We start from the raw sequence: 25,643 nt of genomic DNA, 5'->3' as shown, positions 1-25,643 counted from the left end.
GCGGGCCAATGTTCAAAGGTCCGCCGGCCTGGTCCACGTCAGGGTGAGGGGATTGGTTCGCCGGTGGGTGAACCAATTTTCAGCGGGTACGGATTTATTGCATCAATGCGGGCAGGGTGCGCCAAAGTGCGCCGCTAGGTGGTCGACCGGAATGCTGCATCGGGTGGCGCGGCTCGCCATTCCAGGTCCAGATCGAGCAATGCAGCCCCCAGCGCCTTGCCATGGGCATCAAGAGCCAGCGATCGTGTGACTCCGCCACGCAGGATGCCGGGTAGAACGAAGTTGAGCGCACCCACACGCGGCAGTTCGTAGCGGCGTACGGGTGGTCCGGTTGGGTCCAGCAGTTCAGCAAAGTGTTCAGTGACCAACTCCACCGTCAGCAGCTCAGCAAGACGTGGATAATCGTCGATGTGAAAGGCAACGACGGAGATATTGGACACGTCACCCTTGTCACCGGTACGTGTGTGAGCGATGTCCCGCAGTGGGGTGGTGTTCATGTCATGTCCTCTATATGCATCTGCAGTTTGACTGCGTCCCTTGGCAGGAACAGTGACGCCACGGCTACTACCTGGCGGACTGACTTGCTCGCGCCGCCGCCTCCATACGGGCCGTTGGTATAGAGGGTTTCCACTTCATTTCCGACGCGTACCGCATCGTTTTTGTCCACGCAACGCGCGGCCACCCGAAGGCGTACCTCCCAGGGCTCGCCCTCGGCGCGCGCTCCCAGGTGACTTCCATGCAAGGCGTTAACGCCGATCAGTTCGGCTCGAATGTCCTCACATGCCACGCCTGTCAGGGCCAGACGTTTGAGCACGATGTCCTTCGCCAACTGTCCGCGAGCCAGTGCGCCGGGGCCGCCGTAGGACATTTGTCCTTCGCCGATCCAGCCATCGAGAAAACCCACTGACACCTTCAGCGTCTCGGGGCGTGCGTGTCCGTCGGCCCCCTGAACGCGCACTTGGTTTCTTGCGATGGATTCGAAGGCAGCATGGGTGAAATCCGCGCTGACGTCGGGCGTCAGGTAGGCGGCAGGGTCATGCACTTCGTACAACATTTGCTCGGTGCAGGTGGCAGTATCAATGCGGCCACCGGAACCCGCCACTTTGCTGATGACGGCGTTGCCTGCCGCATCTATCTCGGCCAGCGGGAAGCCCAGGCGGTCGAGGTCCGGGACGTCTTTAAAACCGGGATCCGCGAAATAGCCGCCGCTGACCTGGCCGGCGCATTCGAGCAAATGCCCGACCAGGGTTCCGCGGCCCAGCAAAGCCCAGTCGTCCTCGGCCCAGCCGAACTCGAACATTTGCGCTGCGAGAAACAGTGAAGGATCAGCGACCCTTCCGGTAACGATCACGTCAGCATCGGCGCGCAAGGCCTGGATGATGCCTTCCACACCCAGGTAGGCATTGGCCGAAATGAGTCTGTCACCGAGGGATCGCAGTGACCGGCCATTGTCGAGGGTTTGATCGGGCTGTTGCAGCAGGGCTGCGAGCACGTCATCGCCTGTCAGCGCTGCGACTTTCAAGCCGCTCAGGCCAAGCTCTGCCGCTATCCGGCGTATTTCGCTTGCGGCGCCAAGCGGATTTGCGGCTCCCATGTTGGTGATGATTCGCAAGCGGCGGCGCGCGCTATCAGTACCTTTGCCCACAAAAGGCAAGACTCGGCGCATACGTTCGCTCAGCAATGGATCGTAGCCTGCTGATGGGTCCACCAGACGCGACTGCTGTGCCAGCGCAATGGTACGTTCCGCGAGGCATTCAAATACCAGGTAATCCAGTTCTCCATGCTCGGCCAGCTCGATCGCCGGCTCGATGCGGTCGCCGGAATAACCAGCCCCTGAACCAATCCGTATTGTTTTCATTCAGAAAACTCCTATGACCATAGCGGTCAGGGTCATGATGACCGAGGCCGCAAACAGGAAAGGGATAGTGAAGCGCTGGTGATCGGCCAGCTCGATCTTGCACAGGCCGACCAGCAGAAAGGTCGCTGGCGTCAACGGGCTGACCGGGAAGCCGGTGGTATGCACGCCAAGCAACGACGCCTGTGCGACCTGCATCGGGTCGACACCGAGGGCTTTGCCGACCTCGGCGACCACGGGCATGATGCCGAAGTAGAAGGAGTCCGGATCGAAAAGCAGGCTCAAGGGCATTGATATAAAGCCTACAACCACCGGGATCAGCTTGCCGTGCCCGGCCGGGATCTGGCCCACGGCCACTTCTGCCATGGCCTTCAGCATCCCGGTGCCTTGCATGATTCCTGTAAACACCCCGGCAGCCAGCAGGATGCTGGCCATGGTCAGGGCTGTCTTGGCGTGTGCATCGATGCGTGCCCGCTGTGCGTCCACGGCAGGGTAGTTGATGCACAAGGCAATCACGGTGCCGAGCATGAACATCACCACCGGGTCTACAACCCCCGCGATCATCATGCCCATCACCACCAGCGTCAGCAGCAGGTTGATCCAGAACAACCGAGGTTTGCGCAGTTCACACTCGGCGTCGCTGAGTACGCGTTGGTGGGGTTTTACATCAAGATTGTCAGGGCCCAGGCCCAGGCGTCGCTCTTCGCGCCGTCCCAGGAAAAACGCGCAGGTGAAGACGAAGATCAGTCCGACGATCTGTACCGGAATGAGCGGCTGAAACAGATCCGAAACCGGCACATGAAGGGCGGCGGAGGAGCGCAGCACCGGGCCCGTCCAGGGCAGGAAGTTGACCCCCGCAGCCATCGCCGTTACGCAAGCCAGTATGCGTTTATCCATGCCAAGGCGCGTGTACAACGGCAGCATGGCGGGAATGGTCACGAGAAAGGTAACCGCGCCGGAGCCGTCCAGATGCACCAACAGCGCCAGCAGTGCGGTGCCCATGATGATGCGGGTTGGCCGTGTGCCGACCCGTTTGAGGATGCGATCGATGATCGGATCGAGCATGCCGGCATCCGTCATGATGCCGAAGAACAGAATGGCGAATACAAACATTCCGACGACGGGCGCAACGTTCTTGATGCCGGTGATGATGAGGCCACTGGTTTGCAGACCGAAACCAGCGAGGAGGGCGGCGATGATCGGCAGGGCGATCAATGCAACCAGGGGAGAGATGCGTTTGCTCATGATGCTGACGAGCATGGCAAGAATGGTTATCACACCGAGTGTGGCGAGCATTGGCTGATCCTCTTCGGCATCCCTGTGCGCGGCAGCGACGAGATACCCTATTGTTGTTTCGCAAGAGTAATAGCAACAACGCTATGCTCTGTGAATTGAAATATTCACTGGGTCTTGTTCGGAAAAACAAAATGAAGAATTCGATCCAGCACATCCGCGCCTTCCTGTCAGTGGCTCAGACCGGCAGTTTTTCCAAGGCAGCAGCCGCTCTCAACTTGTCGCCGTCTGCACTGACCGTGCAAATCCAGCACCTGGAGGATTGGCTCGGCGTTGCCTTGCTGGAACGAAGCCCACGCCATGTCTGCCTGACCGGTGCCGGGCAAAATGCGCTGTTGCCCATGGAGAAACTGCTGCTGGATCTGGACAACATTGTTAGCGCCGCGCGGGATATCGCAGCCTCACGACGCGGCCTGATCACCATCGCCGCATTGCCATCGCTGTGTTCCGGCGTACTGCCTACAGTGTTGAAGACGTTTCGCGAGCGATTTCCCGGTGTCGAGGTCAGGCTGCGAGATGTCGTCGCGCAACGAATCGATGCGCTTGTCATGGAGCGCGAGGTGGATTTCGGATTAGGCGTACAGGCTCGGCCCACCCATGGGTTGGAGTTCAACGCCATCCTGGAAGACCGTTTATGCCTGTTCGCTCCCAAAGACCATCCACTGGCGAAGCGTTGCGCAGTGAGACTGAACGAGATAGCTGTTTTCCCGATCGTTCTTACTGGCAGGGAAAGCAGCGTTCGCGATCTGGTCGAGCGAGTGTTTGCTGACGAGCAACTGCCTTTATCTGCGGGTCTGGAAGCCAATTACATGTCTACGGTACTGGCGTTGGTCAGACAGGGGCAGGGCATTACGCTTCTTCCGGAGTCGGCGGACGATGGGCGGGGAGACCTGAGCAAAGTGCCAGTTGATCATCCGGGTGTCGTTCGGCAGATCGGGCTTATTACCCGTTCGGAGCAAACAATGGCTCCAGCCGTTGTCGAATTCGTTCGGTTGCTGGAGGATCTGCGCACCCTCGGCAATCACAGCCGTTGATTTGCTATTGGTACAATGATTCGAATTCCCCTGTTCACTTGAAATGAAGACCCGATGCAACTCATTACCGAAATCATTCATCCCGAACTGAAATCCACACAGGGCAGAATATTCCGACGCCATGCGGCACGCGGCATCGTATTGAGGGATGAGAAAATCCTTTTACTCTTTACTGAACGCTATAACGACTTCAGTTTTCCCGGTGGCGGCCTTGATGCAAACGAGGACATTGTTACTGGTCTGAAGCGTGAGCTTGAAGAAGAGACGGGCGCTCGCGAAATCCAGGTGCTCGAGCATTATGGTTACATCGAGGAGTACCGGCCCTATTGGAAGCCCCAGTATGATCTGATGCACATGACCTCGCATTTCTATCTGTGCGATGTCGCGCACCAGTTAGAGCCCGTGAGGATGGAAAGCCATGAAATAGCCAATGGCATGCGGCCCGTCTGGATCGGCGTAACTGAAGCCATCGCCCATAATGAGGCTGTTATGCAGCGCCAGGAGTCTTCGATGGGGCAGTCCATACAGCGCGAGACCTTTATGCTGAGAAAAGTTGAAGCAGAGTTGATCGTCAGTCGGTGAGTGTTTTCTGCCTGAGGCAAGTGTGGGCGGAGGTGCTTTTTGGTGTTGGTTGATAACTCAACTAAATGACTGTTTAGTTGAGTTATCAATCTCAGGGGTTTTAAGGCTGGGCGAGGGCGGTTGTTCTGCTGGCGCACAGGGGCCTCGGCTCAACCTGATTTTTAGTCATCTGCACCGGTTAAAAAGAGACTCGACCGGTAATGCATTTTGTACTTCCCCACCAATCCAGATGCGCTCGCCAATGTGTTCCACCTGAATTCGTCCGTGACGCCCCAACGCCGTACCTTGGCTGACGGTATATCTTTTCGGCATTAGCCCGGCTGGTATTAGCCATTGGGCAAGGCTGGCATTAAGGCTGCCAGTAACAGGGTCTTCGGCAGACCTGTTGCTAATGAAGGCTCGAACTTCGATATCAGCTTGTGCATCTAGTCCGATCCAATGGGCAAAGGCTCCTACGTTATCAGGATGGGTAGGACGCATGAGAAATGTAGTCTCGCTAAGGTTTGTCCAACGTGCGAATGCGGCCATTTGTTCGGCGGTCAGATCATCAGCGTCGCTGACGACTGCGAGTGCATTGCCTTCCAAGGGCTTACTGGCGAATACATCAACCTGGTGAAAACTCAGTGTATTGGGCATAAAGCTCTCGTAGGTCGGGTTACGTGGGAAAAGTAACCCTAAATACATCGCAGGATAGTGTCCACCAGGTGCGCATGGTTGGATCTGGTTCTCGACCCACTTGATGCTAATGCGTACGACCTGGTCATCGAGGTATCGCGACAGCGCTGCAGATCCATGCTCTGAATTTGGTAAAGGAACTGGATGCAGAACTGGGTTCGTCAGCACATGAAGTGTTTGTAAGTGGCGGTTTAGCTCAGGCGAGACTCGAGGTTGGTTGGGATGTGTCGGCAGGAGCCTTTTCCTGCTGAAATACGCTGGGCAATTGGTCCAGATTACGTAATACTTTGTTACGCATAATGTATATTATGTTAAATTGTGTATATTCTTATGTCTGTCATGTTGTCACCTGCACTGCGCAATACACCTCCCAAGCTCGAGCACCATACTAGAACAAGAGTAGATCACTCTACGGGGTCGGAGGCCGAACAGGGGCCTACATGCGATGACCATTAAGGGTGGCAGAGAGAAAGTTTTAGCGACGGTGCCGAGGCTTCATCGTCAGTCTGGATGTCACGTATAAAGACCCGCGCTTACCGCAAGAAACGTTTAGCCCCCGCTCAAGATTGTGCCGTGGGCGCCGAAAACCTGTAAGGAAATCCACTGGATCTTACTTTTTCTTAGCCGCTTGCTCTGGTGGGTGGCGGACACAAAGGATGTGCGCATGTTGCTACAGGAGTTCTTTGCCGCCAAACGTTATTCGGGCGCCGACCGTATTTACGTCGCCCCGTATATTCCGTCCGTGATGCTCAATAACGCACTGGATTCTTACGGCCTCAATGAAGATCCGGCCAGCATAAGGGTGCTGATCGACGACACAATGTTTGGCAGCGGCAAGGAAGGCGCTTTGATTGCAGAGGACTTCTTCGGCTTCAAAGAAATGTTCTCCGACATGGAACCGTACGAGTTCAAGAACGTAAAAACGCTGGAAGCAAAAGGCGCCAAAGTCCACTTAGACGGCGAGGCAGTCACCACTATGAGTGTGGTTGACCAAAAAAACCTTCAGCACTTTTTTGCGTTGCTGGATGAATGGCGCGAAGTGGTTCGCACGGGCAGCGCCATAGCTCTCGGGGAGGCCAAAGGCCAAACCGAGCTTTCGGAGGAGCAGGTGCAACGGGTGGTGCAGAATGTTGTCACTGCAGCGCAGCGCTTAGCGCCCGAGCGGATGTTCGTCAAACCCAATATTCCGCCAAAGAAACTTCAAGGGGCGCTGGCTTCCTACGGCGGCACTCTGTCCGCTGATGACGTGCTGATATTAATCGACGACACGCTGTTCGGCGGCGCGAAAGAAGGAATGTTGTTTGGCAGCGAAACCTTCGCCATGAAAGTGCTTATGGATTCGCCCAAGCTATTCTTCTGGCGTCACGCGCAAACTCTAAACCTGACCAAACGCGATTTGCATATCAATGGCCGCAAGATCGGTGCACTGACCCAAGTGGGCGAGAAGGAACTCGGGCCGTTTATTTCGGCTATCAATGCTGCTTTGAAAACTGCACGCGCTGCCGATTTGAGCGGTGCACCTGTTGAAGTGGTAGCGCCAGTTGAGTCCGATCACACCGCCACCGATGAAGTGGAAGCTCTCACATTTATCGAGCCCCAAATCCTCGAGCAACCAGCTCCCGTGCGTACAGTGACTGCGCAGCCAGAAAAAATAACACCTGAAAAAACCGCCGATAAGCCCGCTGTAAGCGGTACCAAAGACAAATTGCTAAACTATATCGCCGGGGCTATTGAGCAGAATAAGTCGAATATTATCCCGTTTTTGAAGGAGAAGACCGGCGAAGCCTGGCTAGCCGCTTTGCGAAACGACGAAAATATCGAAAAGCTAGCCGGCATCCTATACGCCTTCCTGCCAGGTTTTGTGAGGTTGGCGCTTAAAGAACATGTGTTCGTCAAATTCGTTTTGGAGAATCGCAACAAAATTCTGGACAAGCTGCTGCAAGAAGAAGCCCAGACCTTGGCAACACTGGCCGCGCCGATTCCGGTGGCCATGCTAGGCTTCGACAACCAGCTTAACGATTTGCTGGACGACGCCCCTCCTCCCTTAATCGCCGATGGCGCGGCCGCTATCGCGAAAATCCAGAGCATCTCGCAGGCCCTGCAAGCGGAACTCACAGAGGACGCCGACGTATTATTGTTTAGCCTGCCAATTCAATGCCTAGATGCGGTACTGATTAAGGCGCAGAAACTTGCTGACCAGCCTCAGGCCAAGGTGGAATCGCAAATAATGTTTGTGCTGTCGTTCATGTACGGCTTCTCGTACCACAAGATCCCGGAAGAAATGCGGCAAGACAAGGTGTTCGAAGCATTCTTCACTGGTTTTTTGATGGTTTGCGAGAAGTATTTGGAACTGCCGGGTGCCACTTTAGATGTCGAAAACGAATCGGTGCCCTTCGCCTATGGCCTAGCCAAAGTTGCCACTAAACAGGATCTGAACACGATGGTGCGCAAAATGCTCACCGAGGCAGAGTCAGTGCAAAAGCCTGGGGAATTTCAGGCCGACGACATCATGTCGCTGCTGCGTGAAGCAAACCACTTCGCTACCGGTTGGATCACCGGGCTCACCCATCAGATCGCCGCCGAAGAACAAGCGTTGCAACGTAAGTGGGGCGACCTATTGAACTGACCCGCTGGTCAAACCTCTGGATCCAGGATTGCCAGGTAACGGTGAATCTCAACAGGGTCGAGCCTATGCAGCCACAAGAGTCCCAGATGCATAAGGCGTTGAACCGGGCTGTTTTTTTTAACTCTGGCCATGACTGGAAAGCTTATTTCAACGGATTATCAGACACATGGAGAAATGGGGATGAAACGGATTGAGCGGGACTTCGTTACGCTATTCAACTATCTTTGGTACAAGGATTTTCCTGTTGATGAAGCAGCTGGCCTAGCGAATAGGGCCAACTGGACAATCCACATGGGCTTGGTGATTCGTCAATGCGCCAACCTGCTTGGAGCAAGAGCCCTTTTCGAATCGGGCGGGCGTACGGATGCAGTATTACAATATTCCGATCACGATATCCTGACCTTCGTGGAGTGGGAGTGGAAGCGCGCGCACGCGGACATCAATGAAATAAAAAAATTGCGCAGCAAAGCCAGTAAAGCAGCTTTCCAGACTTTCATTGGCTACAGTCGAGCTGAAGATGTCCATGCAGCACTAAGTGAGACGCTGAGCACGTGGGTCGACGCTGAAATCCCACTGATCTACTTTCTCATCACTTATGATGTAGTGAAGGGGAACCGTCACTTCGATAAGCTAGTGACGTACGAATTTTCGAGAAATCGCCACAAGAAAATACGAAGCCAGCCTGCGCTGCCTTGGATGGTGAATCGTAAGAAATTCATTGAAGCTGAGGAGAACACTTAGGGGTTGTCATTTTTCAGACGAGATCTGCTAGCTGCATAAACCCTATCTACTATTTAAATGGCGGCAGCTAAAAAATCCTACACCCTTGAATAGGTCTTCCCAGTAATAATGCTTTGGATCTGGGCGACCGTTGCCCCTGTCCTGACCGAAATTTCTTCCGGATGATAAGCAGAGGTTAACTCACGTATCGCCGTGATCTGGGACACCGATAGACGGTCTGACCGGCTGCATATCTGGGCAGCAGCCCAAGTCTCATCCTGCCACCTCTCGGTGAGGGTTATGGGAGGAAGGCTGTCTCCTTGATTGTCGCTTATCCACGCATCAAGGACACCCTCTCTCTCATCCGGTGTAGCAACCACACCCCTTTTGAGTATTGAATGCTCTCTTAGGTATTGAAGGCCGGATTTGCCCCCAGGGATCATGTTGAGACGTCGCTCATCATCCCAGTGTCCTTCGATAAAAAACCTCTCGGCGTTATAAAGTTCATCTAGGTCGTCCGTGATCGCCATTACCTTATGGTGGATGTAAGTAATCCTTTCCGCCGCTCTTTCTTCTCTGAATTTACTATGGAAATGTAGATTACTCCCCTTCTCCACCGCTCGGATATGTTCCGCCCACCGAGTTTGCCATCGCCGCTTTGTGATCCCGACATAAAAGAAACCATCATCGGGATAGGAGTTACCCATTCCAAAAATGTGCTGATAAAGCGCATACGCCTTGTCTGGCCATCTTTCGGGTGAGAGTAAATAGTGTGCTGGAATTGTAAAAACAATGCTTGGAGTTTTGACACCCGTGACATGCCCCCCAACCTGAAGTTTCCTAGCAGCATTGAGAAGAGCATCGTCGCTCACCACGTCCAACCGGATCAACGGCGATATTGCGATCTCGTTTTCTGTGAGAGGGCGTCCCGAAGCAAACTCTCTCGCCCCCACGAATCTGTGTCCTACTCGCACCGGCTGCTGGGGGGCAATGTAGACTGGGCGGCTACCAAGAGCGACAAAGTGAACTACTGGAATCAGTTGGCCTGGAAGGAGCCTCAATGTTTGCCCAGGCGTTCGGGCTACCCTCAACCAGTGCTGTCCATAATGAGTGCCGCACCAGCCCGCCAATAGCTTCTCGATTTCGCTTAATCGACGATGCATCGACTTTGGAGCTAGGTGTTGCCACCAGAGGCGATTCAAGCTAATCGTCACATTTCGTCACATTTCGTCGCCTCTGAGAGAGGTTGATAGGTTCAGATTGTGCGTTGTGATTCCGTGCAAGACCTTATCAAGACGCTGCATTTCGGCCTGCCATTGAGTCAGAAACTTGTCCCAATCATTGGCATACTGGCCATTGACCAGGCGCGTCGATTCGATGCTAGCTTCTATAAGACTGGGTGCCAAGGCCCCTCTTCTCTAATATTTATGTTGGGCGCGCAGTGCCGCCATCATGGCGTGGAAAAACCACAAGGTAGTATCGTTCTCGACAAGCTCTGTGGTTTGATCCGCACTGGATAGCTTGTGCAAACCCGATGTCTATGTAGGGAATTGGTCAAAACGTGCTGGTCATGCGGTGTGGCTATTTTTCAATCGCATATCACCTCTGGGGCTATCCTGTGAAAAAAATTCAAGCCGGCGTATTGAATGTCACGTACTTGGACATCGGCCCCGCCAATGGCCCGGTAGCCGTCCTTCTCCATGGCTTTCCTTACGATGTCCATGCCTATGGAGAAGTTGCTGACGCCCTAGCCGCGGCTGGCTGCAGATGCATCATTCCCTATCTACGTGGATACGGCGGTACTCGCTTTATCTCGCCGGACATCCCACGCTCCGGTGAACAAGCGGCTTTGGGCGCAGATCTTCTGGCACTGCTGGATGCGCTGAACCTCCAGAAGGCCGTGCTAGCTGGGTACGACTGGGGAGGTCGGGCAGCATGCGTAGTAGCCGCCCTCTGGCCTGAGCGCGTATCAGGCTTGGTCAGCTGTGAGCCTGGTTACAACATCCAGGATATTGCCAATGCGGGCACGCCAGTCGCACCTGAGACTGAGCACCGCTTGTGGTATCAGTATTATCTGCACAGTGCCCGAGGCTACGCAGGGCTTGAGGTGAATCGTGATTCCTTTTGCCAGCTTCTATGGAAACAGTGGTCGCCGACTTGGGACTTCACTGACCAAACGTTCGCGGCGTCAGCCCTATCGTTCCATAACCCAGCCTTTGTGGACGTGGTGACGCACTCCTACCGCCATCGTTTTGGATTGGTCAACGGCGACCCACAGTACGCACACATTCAGAACCAGCTCGCGCGTCAGCCTGGTATCACGGTGCCTACGGTCATACTGACAGGATCAAGCGACGGGGTGGCATCTCCCCAGGATGAGCAACAGGCTCTGCGCAAATTTACCGGCCCGGCCCGCCGGGTGATTCTTAACGATATCGGGCACAACGTACCTCAAGAGGCGCCGGCTGATTTCGCGCAGGCAGTCCTAAGCTTACTGCGTCCAGCGGGCTGACTTGCCGCTGCTATCTCGCCGACCAGTCCGCGCGCCGAACCCATTTCTGCCCGCGAAGCAGAGCGCGCCGACGAGATCCACTGGGCCACATGGCCGGGCGCATTCAGTGAGTGGTGACTCTATAGTTCTATATACGCCGTGAGGGGTGACATACATTGCGTTGGTTGCATGCTGATTTTGGACAAGCCTCCACCCACGCGTGGTCTTCGATGACTCCGGTGTGGATCGGCGGCCTATCGGGCCGTCCTTTGCAGATGCTTCAGCAGCTAGATCAACGCCGTCAAGACAGAATTTTATGCATCCGCGCATTCAACGCTAAATCGAGCCCCACTCCTCCTCCAAAGGTTTAAACTATTTAGACGGTGATCTGGTGCTCCCGTCTTTGAATAATATTGATGAACCGGAGTTTTTAATGTGGATTTTGAATTCAGGGCGAAAAGATTTTTTAGAATTCCTTCGCAATACGTCAATACAGTTTTTCTTGATGGTATTGGTTCTAATATCCTCAGAAAAAACCAATGCGCTTATCTCCAAGCAAAACTATAGAGATGGTATACCTATGGGGCTGATTTGCGCCATGATATTTGCCTTCCTCTATTTGGCTGCTCATGCAAATATCAAGAATTTCTTCATAGCATTTAGAGCTGGCGCAACTCCTGATCTTGATTCGTATATAGCGAGCCTGGCCGGCCAAGATTTCAAACGGAAGAATCGCATGATATTCACCTTTTTGCTCAGATCTGGCAAGGCAGCTTTCGTCGAGGCATGCTTGCTTATAATGGGTATTTACTTTGTCATGATATTTGGCTTTTTCTATTCCATTGAAAATGCGCAGAGCTTCATAAGCAAGGAAAACAGCAAAGGTACAGCCGCGGCTACAGTCACCGCTCCAAAACAAGTAAATTCTTGTAAGCTGAGGTCTTTTCAATAAAGTAATAGCGCATAACTTTCTACTAATGGCGTTTAATATAAGGGCCCCGGCAGTCTCCGACCTACGTGACGGCAGCCGCGAGTTGGGAGACTGTATGACTACCTGGTCAACATCGACCTCGCCGAATATCAGCGAGGTCGGCCATATCGCGGTATCTAGACAGTCTATAGTTGCATGGCGCGAGCCCTCGCGCCTGCTTCATGCCAGCGCGACCTTTACATCGGCAGCTTGAGCTGGCTTGCGAAGTTGATTCGCCCTGAGGCGCTCATCGAAAATCACTACAATGCCAGGAAAATACCGGTGCTCATCGACGTAGTCGGCGTTTCCCACTTTTGGGAAGATGTAGGCGAACTGAGTTGGCTTAGATGACCCATCAAGGAAATAGGGTTCATCTGTGAGCCAACGATTTACCGAGGCTTTGACCTTGTCAGGACATATCTGAACGCGCTTGCTCGTTCCGATCTGAACCTCGCTCAAGGGGATGGTGGGAACAACGAAAGTCACCGCGAAGCGGCGATTAGCTTCCCAATGACCAAGATCACCCGTGTCATGCCATGCCGCTTTCAGTGCCCTGTTCATATCGGTTACGCCATCCGCCCTAACTCCTATGCGCTGAACGGCTTGCTTGGCCTCGATGGCGATGCTTTCTTCTGGGTTGCGGATGAAAAGGTCACAACGGCCATTGCGAAGGTGTCCCTCATCCACGCCCGGTGAGAGCGTCCGCATGCGCTTGATGGTGCTGAACTCCTCAAGCGCGAACCAGTCCTTTAGCGTCCAGGCAGCCCCTGCCAAAATACTCAGGGAGGCACGCTCGTTGTACCACCACGGATTATCATGAAACGCGTTGGTATACCGCTCGATGGCTTTGATCCAGGCCATCAGAAGCTTATGGACTGACTCGTCATCATCATAGGTATGGACATGCTTGAGGGTCTTTAGTTGTTGCATCGCCCGCTCTTTGCGAAAAAGGAACTACCCTACCACACGGTTAACAATGCCTATGCAATTTGAAGCGGCGATAGTGGCGTGCGTTAGCAAGGCCCAAGCTCAAGGGCTTTCAAGCCGTTCGTGGGCTTACTTAAAGCAAGATTGGCGATGCGACCCTCTGCAGGGTTTATTAGCGCACATGTCCATTGGCTTACTGGCGAGCCAGATGGAGTCGATGCGGATCCTCGCAGAGGTCTCGAAGAAAGTTCGCGCAGGTAGCAGGGTTTCAGCTAATCGAGCCGCAAGGTACGCTCGGTGATTAAGACGTCTCCGGTAGGATATCGAGGGTAGGCATGGGCATCGATTTAAAACACAAGGCTTTAACTGTCCCCAGATTTGAGCTGAGAGACTACGTACTGCGCAAAATCAGGCCAGAGGATGTCCATTCCGTTTTCGCAGGTCTGTCACACCCCGATGTGATAGCCCACTATGGAGTGTTCTATCAGACCCTTGACGCAACTGCGGAGCAAATGCAGTGGTACGAGCGGCTCGTGTCTGAGCGTCGAGGAATCTGGTGGGGAATCGCAAAGAATAGCGATGATCAACTGGTCGGTGCTTGCGGATTTAATGACTGGCGACCTGATGATCGCAGTATCGAGCTGGGATACTGGCTTTCACCAGGTTACTGGAAGCGCGGAATTATGCGCAGAGCCCTGCCCCACATTCTTCGACATGCGTTTACGCACATGGGCATCCATCGAGTGCATGCGGACGTCGAACCCGAGAACCCCGCCAGCTTCTATCTTCTCCGTAAGCTCGGGTTCGTTCATGAAGGAACCCTGCGCGACGTTGAGTACAAAGATGACGGTTACGTTAGCCTGCACCAGTTGAGCCTTATCAAAACCGACCCAGCCGCGATCGCGTTACTTGAAACGCCGCTTGGGTAGCGGCTATAAACCGCATTCCTCTGTAACCGACTCAACGATAAGCGTCGGGGGCGTCTTCCCTGTCCGCCTATCGATCACCTCCAAGGAGCAACCGGAAGAAGGAGCTGAGTGGGTGACCTGATAGCTAGCTCCAACAAGAGGAACGAAGCTACTGATGTTGAGACAGCTTCTATGAATTATTGGTTGGTCAGTATTCTCACGCTTTCTGATTCCGGAGCTAAGCGCACTCAGGTAGATACGACGGTCATGGTCAACCCTAAATCGGCCTTTAGTAGGATCTGTTACTGCTAGTGCTCCCAACACACCGGTCTCTGGTGTGTCGTGACAGTGTGCATCGTAGTACGCCCAATAGCATTGAAATCCTCCAGACATGAATTCATTCTCACCCCATCTTGCGTCGAGAACGGCATGAGCGTCGCTCGCAGCCGGCTGCTGATAATGGCCGACGCAGCCAGTCAGCAGCGCTCCCAAACCGATCAAAATGAATCTATTAAACTTCATAAGCGGTCTCGGATTTCGAGATAATAGTTAGCGTCTTATCGGCTGCCGGATTTACAATCAATTCTTTGCCTTCACCACTAACGACGTTATTGAGATAGCTGCTCGCCAGCTTTTGACGACCGGCTTATCGGTACGACGAATTTCACCACACACGTTGGTGCCCAAAGAGAATCCAAAATGCAGCACTGCATCATAAGCAATCAGTCCAGCAACGACAAAGACTGCAGTAGCTCATATAGCCCCTCCGGCACCAGTACGCCTTCACGGTTTAAACTTGCGCTGTCCCGCCAGACGGCGCGGAAGGTTTCGCCATCGCTTTCTCGCCCTTCCAACCAAGGCTTTTCATACAGGGTGGAGTCTTCAAATTCAGCGTCGTAAACCTGTACAACTTCGTGCCCTGGCTCACCTAAATATGTGAATATACTTTCCAAAGTACCCAACAGGCGGGGATTTGCGATCGGCAGGTTGAGCTCCTCGCGGATTTCCCTGGTAATGGCATCAATGCTCTTCTCACCGAACTCAACACCACCGCCTAGCGGGCGGAACAGCAACTGACGCTTCATCGGGTCGTGAAACGGATTGACTAAAATCTTGCCCCGGTGGTTAAAAACACAAATTGCAAGGTGTCGTATACGGGGTTCTGACATGGTTCGACGGCTCAGATGTGATGGGCGGGGTATCTTAAGCGCTCATGGCCTACAGCGTAACCGGCATCTTGGGTCGTTAACCGTCACTATGGCGATAACCTTTCCACAGAAGTCATACCGCCGCACTTGCGTTCGATCTGTAACACTAGGCAAAAGCTAATGCCATCAGCACCAGACGCACTATTGACGCTCCGGCGAGGTAACAATGCCGTGTAGCCCAGTCCGCCCTGAATAGAGCTGATCACCCAGCAGTGGCTCGGCCATTAACCGAAGCATTTTATGCATTATGCGAGGAGAAAGCTTGAGAATAGGCATCCCGATGGACAACCCGGCGCGACCACTCGTACCCGATGCGGTAAAATCTAGGCGGATGTCCCATCAGCTTCATAGTGAGTTTTCAATGACCAACTGTGCGAATTCATCGAGCTGATGGATTCCCCCGTTACTGCTTCGATCTAGATGAAATCCCAATATCCCCGTCGCTCTAGGGCCATCCCTGTCACACCTGGGCGAATCCCCAACCATCAATACACGCCCTACTCCGTCCCTGAAAAGGTGTCCTGCTCGAACTCAAACACCTAGGAGCGGGGCTCACCGTTGAACAGATGTAGTGGTCAACTGATCCCGGACATGACGTTAAGGTTTTTCTCGTACTGAGCGGGCGACAATCCATCATTGAACTGGTGTGCCCGAATCCAGTTGTTATGCGTAGCCTCTTTCACCAACGCTGCATCGACGAATCTTCCACGGCCAACATTTGATTGTGAGAGGCTTCATAAATGAAGCGCCTCAACCATCGCGGCAAGCAGCAGGCAGATGCTAGCCACGACGGTAAGCCGTAATCGCATCGGAAGGTACCAGGCAGGCAAGCTTATAACCCGCACCAGCTGGCTGTCCTGCCAAAAGTGGACAACAAAGCCGATGACCAGCAGCAAGCAACCCAATGGCATTGGCAGTAACGTGGCAATCCAGGCAATAAGTGCAGGAATGACACTCCAGATGAACCGGCCGCTGCGCTGCTCGGCTTTCATGTCTTGGGCGGTCATGGCGAAGCCCCAGTGCAAGGCGCCGACGAAGCTCAGGATGACGGCTCCATAGTTGACAAGGGCAATCGCAAACAGCGGCCGATAGTCGCTAGAGAACGGGATCAGCAGCGCCAAGGAAATAAACGGCAAAAGACCGCCATAACCCAGCAGGCTGACGTGCTTTGGCAGAGAGGTTGAAGGCAACGCGTTCATTTGTATTCCTTGCAGTGAGCGACACTCAAGACTGTAGGCCTAAAAGCCCCGCTTGAGCGATACATTGATGGCAGGTGGGCCCCGCCTTATGACCCGGTCTTCAGGGTAACCCCATATCGTGATTGAGCCGAGAGCAGTGACCATTTGGGCAAATTGAACGAGATTCCGCATCGGCCCCCTGCCCGGCCTATCCAAATCAAGCCCCAGCATTTCTAAAGGTTACGGCATTGAATACCCAAACTTGCTAGACGGATCTGCGTCAATATTTTTCTTTAACATGTTAGTACAATGCTAAAACTAATGAGTTCGCAGATATTTCCATTGGAGTTCTCATTGCCTGTTAGGGGTCGCCATTAATACCTTAAAGATTATAATCTTTTTGCTGGCAATTTTAATAAATATATTACTGTCGCAGTAAATAGTACCTCAGCCACCTGAAGCGCTATATACACTTTTTCATACGAGTGCGCTAAAAATGCGAAGAGAACATAATGTATTAATAGTATTAGCCCCCCCACAGCAAGCGGCGGGGTAAGATTTCCTTTGCGCGCATGACAGAAAATCAACACCCACGTTAGCCAAGGAAAAAAACCAGCCCCTAGTACTGAGAACTCCAAAAATTCCCATGCGGTTCCATCTACCTCACGCCAGCCGATATAGCCAGAAACCGACAGGGCTAGGAACGCTAAAGTAGCTATTGCTATGCAAATGATGCGAGCGAGCACAATTATCACCGTCATCAACTAATTATGGCCGCTACGTGGCACTGGATAATGGACCAATACCCACATCGCTAAATACATCGTTATGGTAAGCATCAATCATATCACCGGTGACGCCGTCTGGTCCATTCATGGACGAAGCATTCTTGTCATTGGCTATCAGTTCAGCACGGATTTTGTTGTAGATATCGGATTCCGATAGATCTGTCGTTCCGCGCGTCCAGGCGCTGGCTATGCCGAGCGTAAGAAGACTATTCATTGCACGATCTTCGCCGTTACAAATTTCTTCTGCTCGCTTATAATAGCTATGCAGGTCGCCAGTGGTTTCACATACCCTCTGATCATAATAGCTGCAAACTCCCGTATTTCCTCTATCATTCCAATCCCAAGGAGCTAGTCCTAGAGGATCGCTCCAACGCAGAGGATTCGCACTAACATATCCGTAGGTATTGATTCCCCCATTCAATCGCCGAGCATTGCTCACCGCGAACCATCTCCTAGAGTTGTTTCGGGTGATGAGGCTCTACTCTTCGTGTTGTAGTGTTTTATTGCGTCACAACGCTGGTTTGTGGCGGCGTTCGCCCATCAATAATAATCGTCCCAGTTTTCAACGGGAGGTGTGCGGGTCGTGCAGGGTTCATATCGTATGTAGTATCCCAAGTAGGCCTTATCCAAGGGGTTCATCGTGATGATTTCCTTGTCCATAAGATCCCCTGTGTACATCGTGCGCCTGAAATACCGGCGTCTGGTTTTGGGGTCAGCTTTATCGCAGGACTCGGCTATTTCAATATATAGCCCGGTCAGGTACTCGGCAGTAAAGTCGAGTGAACCACTAGCGGGGAATTCGCCTTTGAAGATAGGGAATCTTTTATAGTTTGCACAACTCTTTCCACCACCGGCTAATGTCGGGATGCTCAGGCAAAAAAATTTATCGCCGGCGGGCACGAGTTGGTGGATTTTTATAGCTGTATTGGCAAGTGGCTCGCCGTTGTCATCGTTCACGCGCACGGTGAGATGCAAAGGTTTGCGCAATCGATCCTCTTCCGTGTCCGACATGCACCCGTTCAGAGACAGTGTCAGTAGGGCTATGGTGACCAAAAGGGGCAGTACTTTCATGTGTGTTGTGATCTTCTATGAAGGATTCCATCCTGGATAGTCGTGTCGTTTCCTTTAATGCACCCAGGCCCAGACATGCGGCATTGTTACATGTTCTGCGAATCTCTGCTTTCCCAACCCGTTCTTCAAGGCTCCGTGGCACGAAGGTGTTAAGTAATGTTATATAAAAATTAACTTAACATTATCTGATCGTTGGCAGATTATCTCTCCAACACCCATGACGCCCTGACAAAAATACAAAGCAGGACGGGAGCGAAGATCCCCGTATCGACACCCGTCCACGTTGCGCCATGATTGTCTCGCCCTGAGGATTAGCCAAGTGATCACTCCTGCAGGCATCGAAGCGCAGGACCTCCTAAAACAAAAACAATAGGACAAAACCATGCATAGACTCATTTCACGTCCCACGGTCGGGCTGTTGCTTTCTCTGGCCTTACTCAGCTCCGCCGTCAGTGCCGCGCCGTTACCCGCCGCGACCGAGGGCGACTGGATTGCCCCGCAGTTCACCTTCCATACCGGTGAGAAACTCGCCAACCTCAAACTGCACTACATCACCCTTGGCAATCCCAGGAATCCCGCCATCCTCTTTCTGCACGGCACCTATCGGCCAGGCAGCGATATGCTGAGCAAGGACTTTGGCGGTGAGCTGTTTGGCCCTGGTCAGCCGCTGGATGCCAGCAAGTACTACATCATTTCCACCGATGGCATTGGCGTAGGCCAGTCCAGCAAACCATCGGACGGCTTGCGTACCCGGTTTCCGGCGTACAACTACAACGACATGGTTCAAGCCCAGTATCGGTTGGTCACCGAAGGTCTGGGTATCAAGCACCTGAGGCTGATCATCGGTAACTCCATGGGCGGCATGCAAACCTGGATGTGGGGCCAGAACTGGCCGCAGATGATGGATGCGCTGGTGCCCATGGCGTCCCAACCTACCGAAATGTCATCCCGCAACTGGATGATGCGCCGCTTGCTGGTGGAGTCAATCAAGCAGGACCCGGCCTGGAACAACGGCAACTACAGCGCGCAACCGCCGTCCCTACGCTTGGCCAACGCGATGTTCAGCATCGCTACCAGTGGCGGTACCCTGGCGTATCAGGCGGCTGCCCCGACCCGCGCCCAAGCTGACAAGCTGGTGGATGAACGTCTCAGCGCTGCACAAACCGGCGACGCCAATGACTTTATCTACCAATGGCAATCTTCCGCCGACTTCAACGCAGCCCCCGGTCTGAAGAAAATTCAAGCTCCGGTGCTGGCCATCAATTCGGCGGACGATGAGCGCATCCCGCCGGAAACTGGCCTGATGGAGGCGTCGATGAAAGAGCTCAAGCACGCACGGCTATTACTTATCCCCGCCAGCGCCGACACCCGTGGTCACGGCACCACGAGCATGGCGAAGTTCTATAGCAAGGAACTCGGGCAGTTCATGCGCGAGACTGAAAAGGCGAAATAAACCCACCCGCTCACCCGGCCAAACGTTTTCAACAAGACGGCTTCAGCTCAAAAGTCCGCCACCTTGCCCCAGGCGGACGTTTGAAAGCGGTCCGGATGATAAGGACGCGGATCAACAATGGGGCTCACACCGCTGACAATATCGGCAATAAGATGACCCGCGCCCGGGCCAATACCAAAGCCATGCCCGCTGAACCCGGCCGCGATCACCAACCCCGGCAGGCTGGCCATTTCGCCAATACCGGGAACGCCGTCCGGCGTACTGTCCACGTAACCGGCCCACGACGCCTTGATCGACGTACCCTGCAGTGCCGGCACCAATTCCACCGCGCGTTTGTAAGTCAGCGCAACCGCGGAGGCGTCAGCGCTTGGGTCGAGAATGCGCATTCTCTCCATCGGCGTGGGCTGGTCCAGGCGCCAGCGCTTCAAGCTTTCGTGGCCTGCTTGCCAGCCTTCCAGCCCCCCAGGCGCAAGGTTGCGCCAGCGGCGCTGAAACATTGGCAGGAATTGTGTAGAGAACCTCAGCAACTGCGGCGTGATATCGACTCGCCCCCGGCCACTGATCGCTAGCGTGTAACTGCCATCAAAGCGGCGGGTCATGGACGCGCCGGTGGTATGCAGCGCACTGGGAATTTCCTGGCTCGGGGCGGTGACCGAAAGTACGGTCTGACGAATCGTCGCTTGCGGGAAGCGAATACCATACTGGCGGCAGAACGAAGATGCCCAGGCGCCTGCGGCAAGCACCGCGAGCCGGGTGCGGATAGTGCCTTTTTCGGTGACGACTGCCGATAATCGACCGGCTTCGGTCTCGACGCCCCGCACGGCGCAGTCCTGATGAACGCTACTGCCCAGTGCCATGATCGCGCGCGCGACTGCGGGGGCTGCGCGGGAAGGGTCGGCAATGCCATCTGTGGGCGCAAACACCCCGCCTTTCCAAGGCTTGCCCGTCGCCCTGCCCCGTTCGGCGGCCTGCTCGGCGGTGAGCATCTGGGTCTGAACGTTGACAGTGCGCGCAAACTCGCCCCAGCGCGCCCACCCTTCCAGCTCCTGGTCGTTGTTACTCAGGTAGAGCAAACCGCACCGTGTAAAACCGGTCTGTTCACCGGATTGCGCGGCGAATTGCTCCCACAGTTCCAGGCTTTTGGTGGCCATCGGCAGTTCACGCGCATCGCGATTCTGCTGACGGCACCATCCCCAGTTACGGCTTGACTGCTCGGCGCCTATGCGGCCCTTTTCAACCAGCGTGACCTTCATGCCGCGCCTGGCAAGGTAATAGGCGGTAAACGCGCCAATGATACCGCCGCCGATCACAACCACATCGGCCTGCGCCGGCAGATCTGCAGAGGTATGCACGGGAGTTAAAGGTGCTGGCATGTTCTGGTTATCCACCTGAGTTCAGAAGAGTGACCTGTTGCTAGAGCCCGACCAGTCCGGCCAGCCCTCCGATAAAGCGCAGACCACCGTGGTCTGACGGGCATCTGGCCATCAAGGGTTTATTACACCACCATAAGGCCGTCAATAAGCGCTTAAACGCAGGGCTACATGGTAGAAACCACCGTTTAAACGGCACGCCTCGGCAGACTTTATCGAGGCGCCGGGTATGCCCCACGGGGCGAGCTGGAGGATCGACCCTTCCTCGCCCTGCCCCTCACATCAAAAAAACGGACCTTTTCAACGCAAAGGCGTCCAACCTGGGTATCGCTACCACCGATCAGCCTCATAAGCCCTCGACCCAGGACAACCCATGACCTTCTTCATTTTCCTTCTAGCCTGCTGCGCCGCCGGAGCAACCGGCATCATCTTCAAGCCGGGAGCCTGGTACGAATCTCTTGAAAAGCCGAGCTTCACGCCGCCTGACTGGGCGTTTCCGGTGGCGTGGACGACGATTTATCTGCTTCTCGCCTGGGCAGGCTATCGCCTGACGCTGATCCCCGGCAGCGAGGTCGTGCTGGCCCTGTGGGCGGCTCAAATTGCCCTGAATACGTTGTGGACGCCGGTATTTTTTGGCGCGAACCGCCTGGTTGCTGCGATGGTGATTCTGGTTCTGCTGTGGGTCGTGGTTGCCGCGATGATCGTAATGGCCTTGCAACTGGACATCATCACCGGGCTGATCCTGTTCCCTTACCTGGTCTGGCTCTCGGTAGCAGCGGCGCTGAACTTCTCCATTCTGCGCCATAACCGATAAGTACCTGGCGCTGACTGCCTTATGCGTTCCCGAAGAATATGTGCGGAATATCGATTAACTGAATTCTGTTCCGCTCATCTCGGCATTCATAAGGCGCTACAGCGCGTAGCGACGACAATGCTCAAGGTAGCCTTGCTCGTGGCTACCGACCAGTTGAACGACGCTCGACCATAGCCAGGAGGGAGCGTCCAAGGTCTCGGACCGATTGCTTTGCAGATCCCTGATCCACGCCGCACGTGTGGCCAGGTCCATCTGTCTGGCATGGGCGTTACCAACCACTTTTGCGAGATATGCTGCGGCCTGCATGGCCTCTTGCTCAGTGAGCTCATCCAGTTCCAGCTTCATGTCCTGGGGAAGCAGCTCACGTATGAAGAACGAATGATCCAGCATTCGCACGGCAACCATTCGGCTGCCCAGGCCGGGCGACAGGTTGCGGGCGCCCTCCATTACCCGTTTGCCATTGTCTCTGGGCATGCGAGCCCTCGCCGTACGTGGGGCCGCTGCTGCGACGGCTTCCTTGACGTCTAGTAGGCAGAACTCTTCATCCTCTTCATCGCCAACCCCCATCAGCACTGCGTAGCGAAGCAGCCCCAGAGAGCTGCATCCTTTTACCCAATAGGCGGAGTCAAGCAAGCGCACACGGTCATCCTGGGACCTGCCTTTAAGCGATGTCACCAGCGCATGAATCTCCGGCGTCTCACAAAGCGCCTTGATCGCATCGCGTTCCGCACGCGACAGTTGCCAGAAATGCTTGCCCAGCGGAATGGTCGGTTGCGTACCTTCGAAGCGTTCCTTGGCCAGATGCTTCCACGTGCGTTGCACCGCGCTACGCATTCCAGCTTTGACTTGCGCAGGACGATCGGGCTCTTCATCGTCGTCGCCCATAAACGCTTCTTCGTAGCCCTGCATCATCTCTTCCAGCATTCTTGCAGTGGTGACACCGGGTAGATCCGAGCCACGAGCAGCCGTCGCTAACGACAATCCCAGCCTCACCAGATCATGGGCAGGATTGCCGATGACGGCTTGATCGAGGTCGCGGATATGCATGTCGATGCGCCCTCTCGAGTCCCCCGTGGGCCCCAGATTGCCGGCATGACAGTCTCCGCAGATCCAGACCGGCGGACCGCTGGGCAGACGTCTGCCTGACTGACTGTGAAGCCACTCATAGAACTGGGCGGTATTGCCTCGCACGAACGCGTGCGCAGACCGCGCCATCTTTAAATTGCGCAAGTTGATGAGGGATTTGAGACGGGTGTCGGGGCGAGGCGTTTTCATTGGAAAACCTTGAAGAGGGTTATTCCATTGACTCGGTATGTGACACGAATGTTTCAAGATATTTCGCATCTGGTCGCTATTCGTCTTCAGCGTCGAGACCAGACTCATATCACTCTCATGCGCTTCGGCCCCGCGAACTGGCGAGGTCAACCCTGAAACAAGAGAAAAGCAAAGGAAAGCAGCGTGTATTCCCGGCCCAAATGGTCCAGACGACCAGACAGGGAATACACCTGCACAAGCCCGTTAAAGCTTGAACTGCGCAACCATGGTGTTGAACGAAGTCGCCAGCCGTGACAGTTCCTGACTGGATGCGCTCGTTTGATTGGCGCCTGCCGCCGACTGGGCACTCAGCTCCTGAATGTTGACCAGGTTGCGATCCACTTCGCGTGCGACCTGGGCCTGCTCTTCGGACGCCGAGGCAATCACCATGTTGCGCTCGTTGATCAACCCCACGCCGCTGGTGATTTTTTCCAGCGCACTGCCGGCGCGCTGCGCGAGTTCCTGGGTGTTGGTGGCCGTTGCCAGGCTTTTGCTCATGGCTGCGACCGCACCGTCGGCGCCGGACTGCACGGTACCGATCATGCCTTCGATTTCCACCGTTGAAGCCTGAGTGCGGTGTGCAAGCGCGCGCACTTCGTCGGCTACTACGGCAAACCCTCTGCCTTGCTCACCGGCGCGTGCTGCCTCGATGGCGGCGTTCAGCGCGAGCAGGTTGGTCTGTTCCGCAATGCTGCGGATGACCTCAAGCACTTTGCTGATATCCCGGACGTGGCCAGCAAGCGTAGTGACAGACCCCGTCGACTCGGTAATCTCGCTGACCATCGTGCCTATGCCCTTGACGGTGTTATCCACCTGGCCCCGCCCGTTAGCGGCGTCGGTTGCCAGTGATTTCGACTCCTCCGACGTAGACACCGCATTGCGGGCTACCTCTTCCACGGCAGCAGTCATTTCGTTCACCGCCGTTGCAGCCTGCTGAATCTCGTCATTTTGCCGAGTAAGGCCGCGGGTGCTTTCTTCAGTGACTGCGCCAAGCTCTTCGGCAGCGGAGGCAAGCTGATCGGACGCGCTGGAAATCTCCTGAATCGTTCGTTTCAAATTGCCCTGCATCGTGCCGATCGCATTGAGCAGATGCCCCGCTTCATCGCCTCGGGTGCTGGAAACGCTCTGGGTCAGGTCACCCGATGCAATACGTTGTGCAACTTCGATAGCGCTTCTCAGTGGTCCGGTAATCATGCGAGTGATCACAATACCCAACATGATCGCCACCACAAACGCGATGACAATACCCGCGGTCAGCATGAATACCGAGGTGCTTTGCAACCTGTCAGCGGCCTCTGCCCCCTCTTTGATCTGGCGCTTGTTGGAGTCGATCATGATCTGTAGATAGCCGCGAGCCTTGTTGAACTCTCCTTCCGCCAGTGCGTTGAGGCGATTGCGCGCGTCTTCCAGTTTGCCTGCCTGCTGCAGGTCAAAGATGTTCTGGGAAGCAGACATGTAGGCCGGCATCAAGGCGTCGTACTGGTCACCCGCTGCGCGTTCATCGTCCTCCAACGGAGTCGCGCGGTAGATGGCATAGACTTTCTGCGCACGCTCCAGCTCGCCGTTGATGCTTTGGCGCATTTTCTCAGCCGCGGCCTTATCCTTGGCATCAAGCAAACGGTAAAGCCCGCGGTTATGAGTGGTCAGGGCGGTCATCGTCTCGTTGGTGTTGGCCACTGAAACCAGGTTATTCGAGAATGTCAGCTCAAGGGCATCGGAAAGCCGGTTGATACCGAGCATCCCCAAACCACCCACAGCCAATGTGATCATGGCGCAAACGATGAACGCGGCCATGAGTTTTTTAGCGAAACTGGTGCGATTTATCATGTTCATTGATTATCCATCATCGTTAAGTAAATGGCTGTAACTGCCCGCAAGCCCAGCGGTGCTCATGTGAGCATTAGCAAGAGGGTTCTGCGCGCTGCTGCTATAAATCGCTCATCGGGCTATGAAAGCGAGCTATCCAATTCTTGTGCCAACGTTGAAACTTGATTTCGATAGCCGAAAGACGCTCTAGCGTCTTAGTAACGCGGGCACTAGACCGTAAACTTCACAGGTCTTCAAGGATAGAAATCTTAATCATTTAGCACTGACTTTCTGCGGTCTAAGACCTTATCGGCGTGAGGGGGATTTTCTAAATAGGGATGGAATCTTAGATCACGTCCTTGGGGGGCTTCACTAACACACACTGCGATTACGGCTATCCGTTGATAACGTTGTGCGGGCGGCCAGTAACCTGCAAGTACAGATAACCTTCTCTGCCGTCGCTCCAGGCTCTTCATTGTCACCCGCCCCCCAGGCAAGACAGAGGGCACATATAAATTGACACCAACGGCAATTTGCCACTAATGTGGCGGCCTGCAGAC

Annotated in this window: 22 protein-coding genes; 9 read left to right on the top strand and 13 right to left on the bottom strand. The window is 54.5% G+C overall.

Translation table 11 applies throughout. From position 1 onward, the window contains the following. Positions 1 to 134: 134 nt before the first annotated feature. Genes KUIN1_RS13825 through KUIN1_RS13815 form a run of 3 tightly spaced genes read right to left on the bottom strand, consistent with a single transcriptional unit; the run spans position 135 to position 3,151 of the window. Positions 135 to 497: an AtuA-related protein gene (locus KUIN1_RS13825; protein WP_116892433.1), complete on the bottom strand. Its 363-nt coding sequence runs from the start codon at positions 495 to 497 to the stop codon at positions 135 to 137. Next, a complete protein-coding gene (locus tag KUIN1_RS13820; protein ID WP_152092040.1) occupies positions 494 to 1,858 on the bottom strand; it encodes an acyclic terpene utilization AtuA family protein in 1,365 nt (454 codons plus the stop codon). The genes KUIN1_RS13825 and KUIN1_RS13820 overlap by 4 nt, the downstream gene beginning before the upstream one ends. Next, a complete protein-coding gene (locus KUIN1_RS13815) occupies positions 1,859 to 3,151 on the bottom strand; it encodes a CitMHS family transporter (protein ID WP_152092039.1) in 1,293 nt (430 codons plus the stop codon). A 131-nt stretch (positions 3,152 to 3,282) separates the two neighbouring features. On the opposite strand from KUIN1_RS13815, the gene KUIN1_RS13810 reads away from it, so the two are divergent. Together KUIN1_RS13810 and KUIN1_RS13805 are read left to right on the top strand one after the other, a co-directional pair. Beyond that, positions 3,283 to 4,182 (top strand): LysR family transcriptional regulator, encoded by a 900-nt coding sequence (locus tag KUIN1_RS13810; protein ID WP_162496663.1) that lies wholly within the window; start codon positions 3,283 to 3,285, stop codon positions 4,180 to 4,182. 54 nt (positions 4,183 to 4,236) lie between these two features. Next, the gene (locus KUIN1_RS13805) at positions 4,237 to 4,764 is read left to right on the top strand and encodes an NUDIX hydrolase (RefSeq protein ID WP_103377815.1); all 528 of its coding nucleotides are present in this window, start codon (positions 4,237 to 4,239) and stop codon (positions 4,762 to 4,764) included. Between the two features lie 165 nt (positions 4,765 to 4,929). Here the strand turns inward: KUIN1_RS13805 and KUIN1_RS13800 are convergent, their stop codons facing one another. Next, positions 4,930 to 5,400, bottom strand: coding sequence for a PhzF family phenazine biosynthesis protein (locus KUIN1_RS13800; protein WP_232059969.1), 471 nt, complete (start codon positions 5,398 to 5,400; stop codon positions 4,930 to 4,932). Between the two features lie 703 nt (positions 5,401 to 6,103). Here KUIN1_RS13800 and KUIN1_RS13795 point away from each other — a divergent pair. Further along, the gene (locus KUIN1_RS13795) at positions 6,104 to 8,065 is read left to right on the top strand and encodes a hypothetical protein (protein WP_103714830.1); all 1,962 of its coding nucleotides are present in this window, start codon (positions 6,104 to 6,106) and stop codon (positions 8,063 to 8,065) included. A gap of 180 nt (positions 8,066 to 8,245) precedes the next feature. Beyond that, the gene (locus tag KUIN1_RS13790) at positions 8,246 to 8,806 is read left to right on the top strand and encodes a hypothetical protein (RefSeq protein ID WP_103714832.1); all 561 of its coding nucleotides are present in this window, start codon (positions 8,246 to 8,248) and stop codon (positions 8,804 to 8,806) included. 77 nt (positions 8,807 to 8,883) lie between these two features. Here the strand turns inward: KUIN1_RS13790 and KUIN1_RS13785 are convergent, their stop codons facing one another. Next, positions 8,884 to 9,657 carry a hypothetical protein gene (locus tag KUIN1_RS13785; protein WP_197739784.1) on the bottom strand — a complete coding sequence of 258 codons (774 nt, stop codon included), beginning with the start codon at positions 9,655 to 9,657 and terminating at the stop codon, positions 8,884 to 8,886. A gap of 698 nt (positions 9,658 to 10,355) precedes the next feature. On the opposite strand from KUIN1_RS13785, the gene KUIN1_RS13775 reads away from it, so the two are divergent. Continuing rightward, a complete protein-coding gene (locus KUIN1_RS13775) occupies positions 10,356 to 11,297 on the top strand; it encodes an alpha/beta fold hydrolase (protein ID WP_374754976.1) in 942 nt (313 codons plus the stop codon). Positions 11,298 to 11,679: 382 nt separating this feature from the next. Beyond that, positions 11,680 to 12,228 carry a hypothetical protein gene (locus tag KUIN1_RS13770; RefSeq protein ID WP_152092038.1) on the top strand — a complete coding sequence of 183 codons (549 nt, stop codon included), beginning with the start codon at positions 11,680 to 11,682 and terminating at the stop codon, positions 12,226 to 12,228. 198 nt (positions 12,229 to 12,426) lie between these two features. Here the strand turns inward: KUIN1_RS13770 and KUIN1_RS13765 are convergent, their stop codons facing one another. Next, positions 12,427 to 13,176, bottom strand: a complete 750-nt coding sequence (locus KUIN1_RS13765; protein ID WP_103714841.1) for a hypothetical protein — start codon at positions 13,174 to 13,176, stop codon at positions 12,427 to 12,429. Between the two features lie 332 nt (positions 13,177 to 13,508). On the opposite strand from KUIN1_RS13765, the gene KUIN1_RS13760 reads away from it, so the two are divergent. After that, a complete protein-coding gene (locus KUIN1_RS13760; protein WP_103714845.1) occupies positions 13,509 to 14,102 on the top strand; it encodes a GNAT family N-acetyltransferase in 594 nt (197 codons plus the stop codon). Between the two features lie 701 nt (positions 14,103 to 14,803). On the opposite strand, the gene KUIN1_RS13750 is transcribed toward KUIN1_RS13760, so the two are convergent. The 4 genes from KUIN1_RS13750 to KUIN1_RS13730 all read right to left on the bottom strand — a co-directional run bounded on the left by KUIN1_RS13750 (position 14,804) and on the right by KUIN1_RS13730 (position 18,326). Beyond that, positions 14,804 to 15,250, bottom strand: a complete 447-nt coding sequence (locus KUIN1_RS13750; RefSeq protein ID WP_011267849.1) for an NUDIX hydrolase — start codon at positions 15,248 to 15,250, stop codon at positions 14,804 to 14,806. A 773-nt stretch (positions 15,251 to 16,023) separates the two neighbouring features. Then, on the bottom strand, positions 16,024 to 16,488 hold the full coding sequence (locus tag KUIN1_RS13740; RefSeq protein WP_103714849.1) for a DUF3429 domain-containing protein: 465 nt from the start codon (positions 16,486 to 16,488) through the stop codon (positions 16,024 to 16,026). Between the two features lie 756 nt (positions 16,489 to 17,244). Beyond that, positions 17,245 to 17,469 carry a hypothetical protein gene (locus KUIN1_RS13735; RefSeq protein ID WP_024638174.1) on the bottom strand — a complete coding sequence of 75 codons (225 nt, stop codon included), beginning with the start codon at positions 17,467 to 17,469 and terminating at the stop codon, positions 17,245 to 17,247. 326 nt (positions 17,470 to 17,795) lie between these two features. After that, entirely contained in the window at positions 17,796 to 18,326 is a 531-nt protein-coding gene (locus KUIN1_RS13730; RefSeq protein ID WP_024638175.1) for a hypothetical protein, read from the bottom strand. A gap of 382 nt (positions 18,327 to 18,708) precedes the next feature. Here KUIN1_RS13730 and KUIN1_RS13725 point away from each other — a divergent pair, with 382 nt between their 5' ends. Then, on the top strand, positions 18,709 to 19,779 hold the full coding sequence (locus KUIN1_RS13725; RefSeq protein WP_103714851.1) for an alpha/beta fold hydrolase: 1,071 nt from the start codon (positions 18,709 to 18,711) through the stop codon (positions 19,777 to 19,779). Positions 19,780 to 19,826: 47 nt separating this feature from the next. Here the strand turns inward: KUIN1_RS13725 and KUIN1_RS13720 are convergent, their stop codons facing one another. Next, complete coding sequence (locus KUIN1_RS13720; RefSeq protein WP_116886226.1) at positions 19,827 to 21,152, bottom strand: NAD(P)/FAD-dependent oxidoreductase; 1,326 nt, start codon at positions 21,150 to 21,152, stop codon at positions 19,827 to 19,829. 370 nt (positions 21,153 to 21,522) lie between these two features. Here KUIN1_RS13720 and tspO point away from each other — a divergent pair, with 370 nt between their 5' ends. Then, the gene (tspO, locus tag KUIN1_RS13715) at positions 21,523 to 21,963 is read left to right on the top strand and encodes a tryptophan-rich sensory protein TspO (RefSeq protein ID WP_011267845.1); all 441 of its coding nucleotides are present in this window, start codon (positions 21,523 to 21,525) and stop codon (positions 21,961 to 21,963) included. A 96-nt stretch (positions 21,964 to 22,059) separates the two neighbouring features. Here the strand turns inward: tspO and KUIN1_RS13710 are convergent, their stop codons facing one another. After that, positions 22,060 to 23,238 carry a DUF2252 domain-containing protein gene (locus KUIN1_RS13710; protein ID WP_116886227.1) on the bottom strand — a complete coding sequence of 393 codons (1,179 nt, stop codon included), beginning with the start codon at positions 23,236 to 23,238 and terminating at the stop codon, positions 22,060 to 22,062. 243 nt (positions 23,239 to 23,481) lie between these two features. Continuing rightward, positions 23,482 to 25,110, bottom strand: coding sequence for a methyl-accepting chemotaxis protein (locus KUIN1_RS13700; RefSeq protein WP_152092037.1), 1,629 nt, complete (start codon positions 25,108 to 25,110; stop codon positions 23,482 to 23,484). Positions 25,111 to 25,643: the final 533 nt, after the last annotated feature.

The organism is Pseudomonas sp. KUIN-1, assembly GCF_009176725.1.
Lineage (GTDB): Bacteria > Pseudomonadota > Gammaproteobacteria > Pseudomonadales > Pseudomonadaceae > Aquipseudomonas > Aquipseudomonas fragariae.
This window is presented reverse-complemented; position numbering and strand designations above follow the sequence as displayed.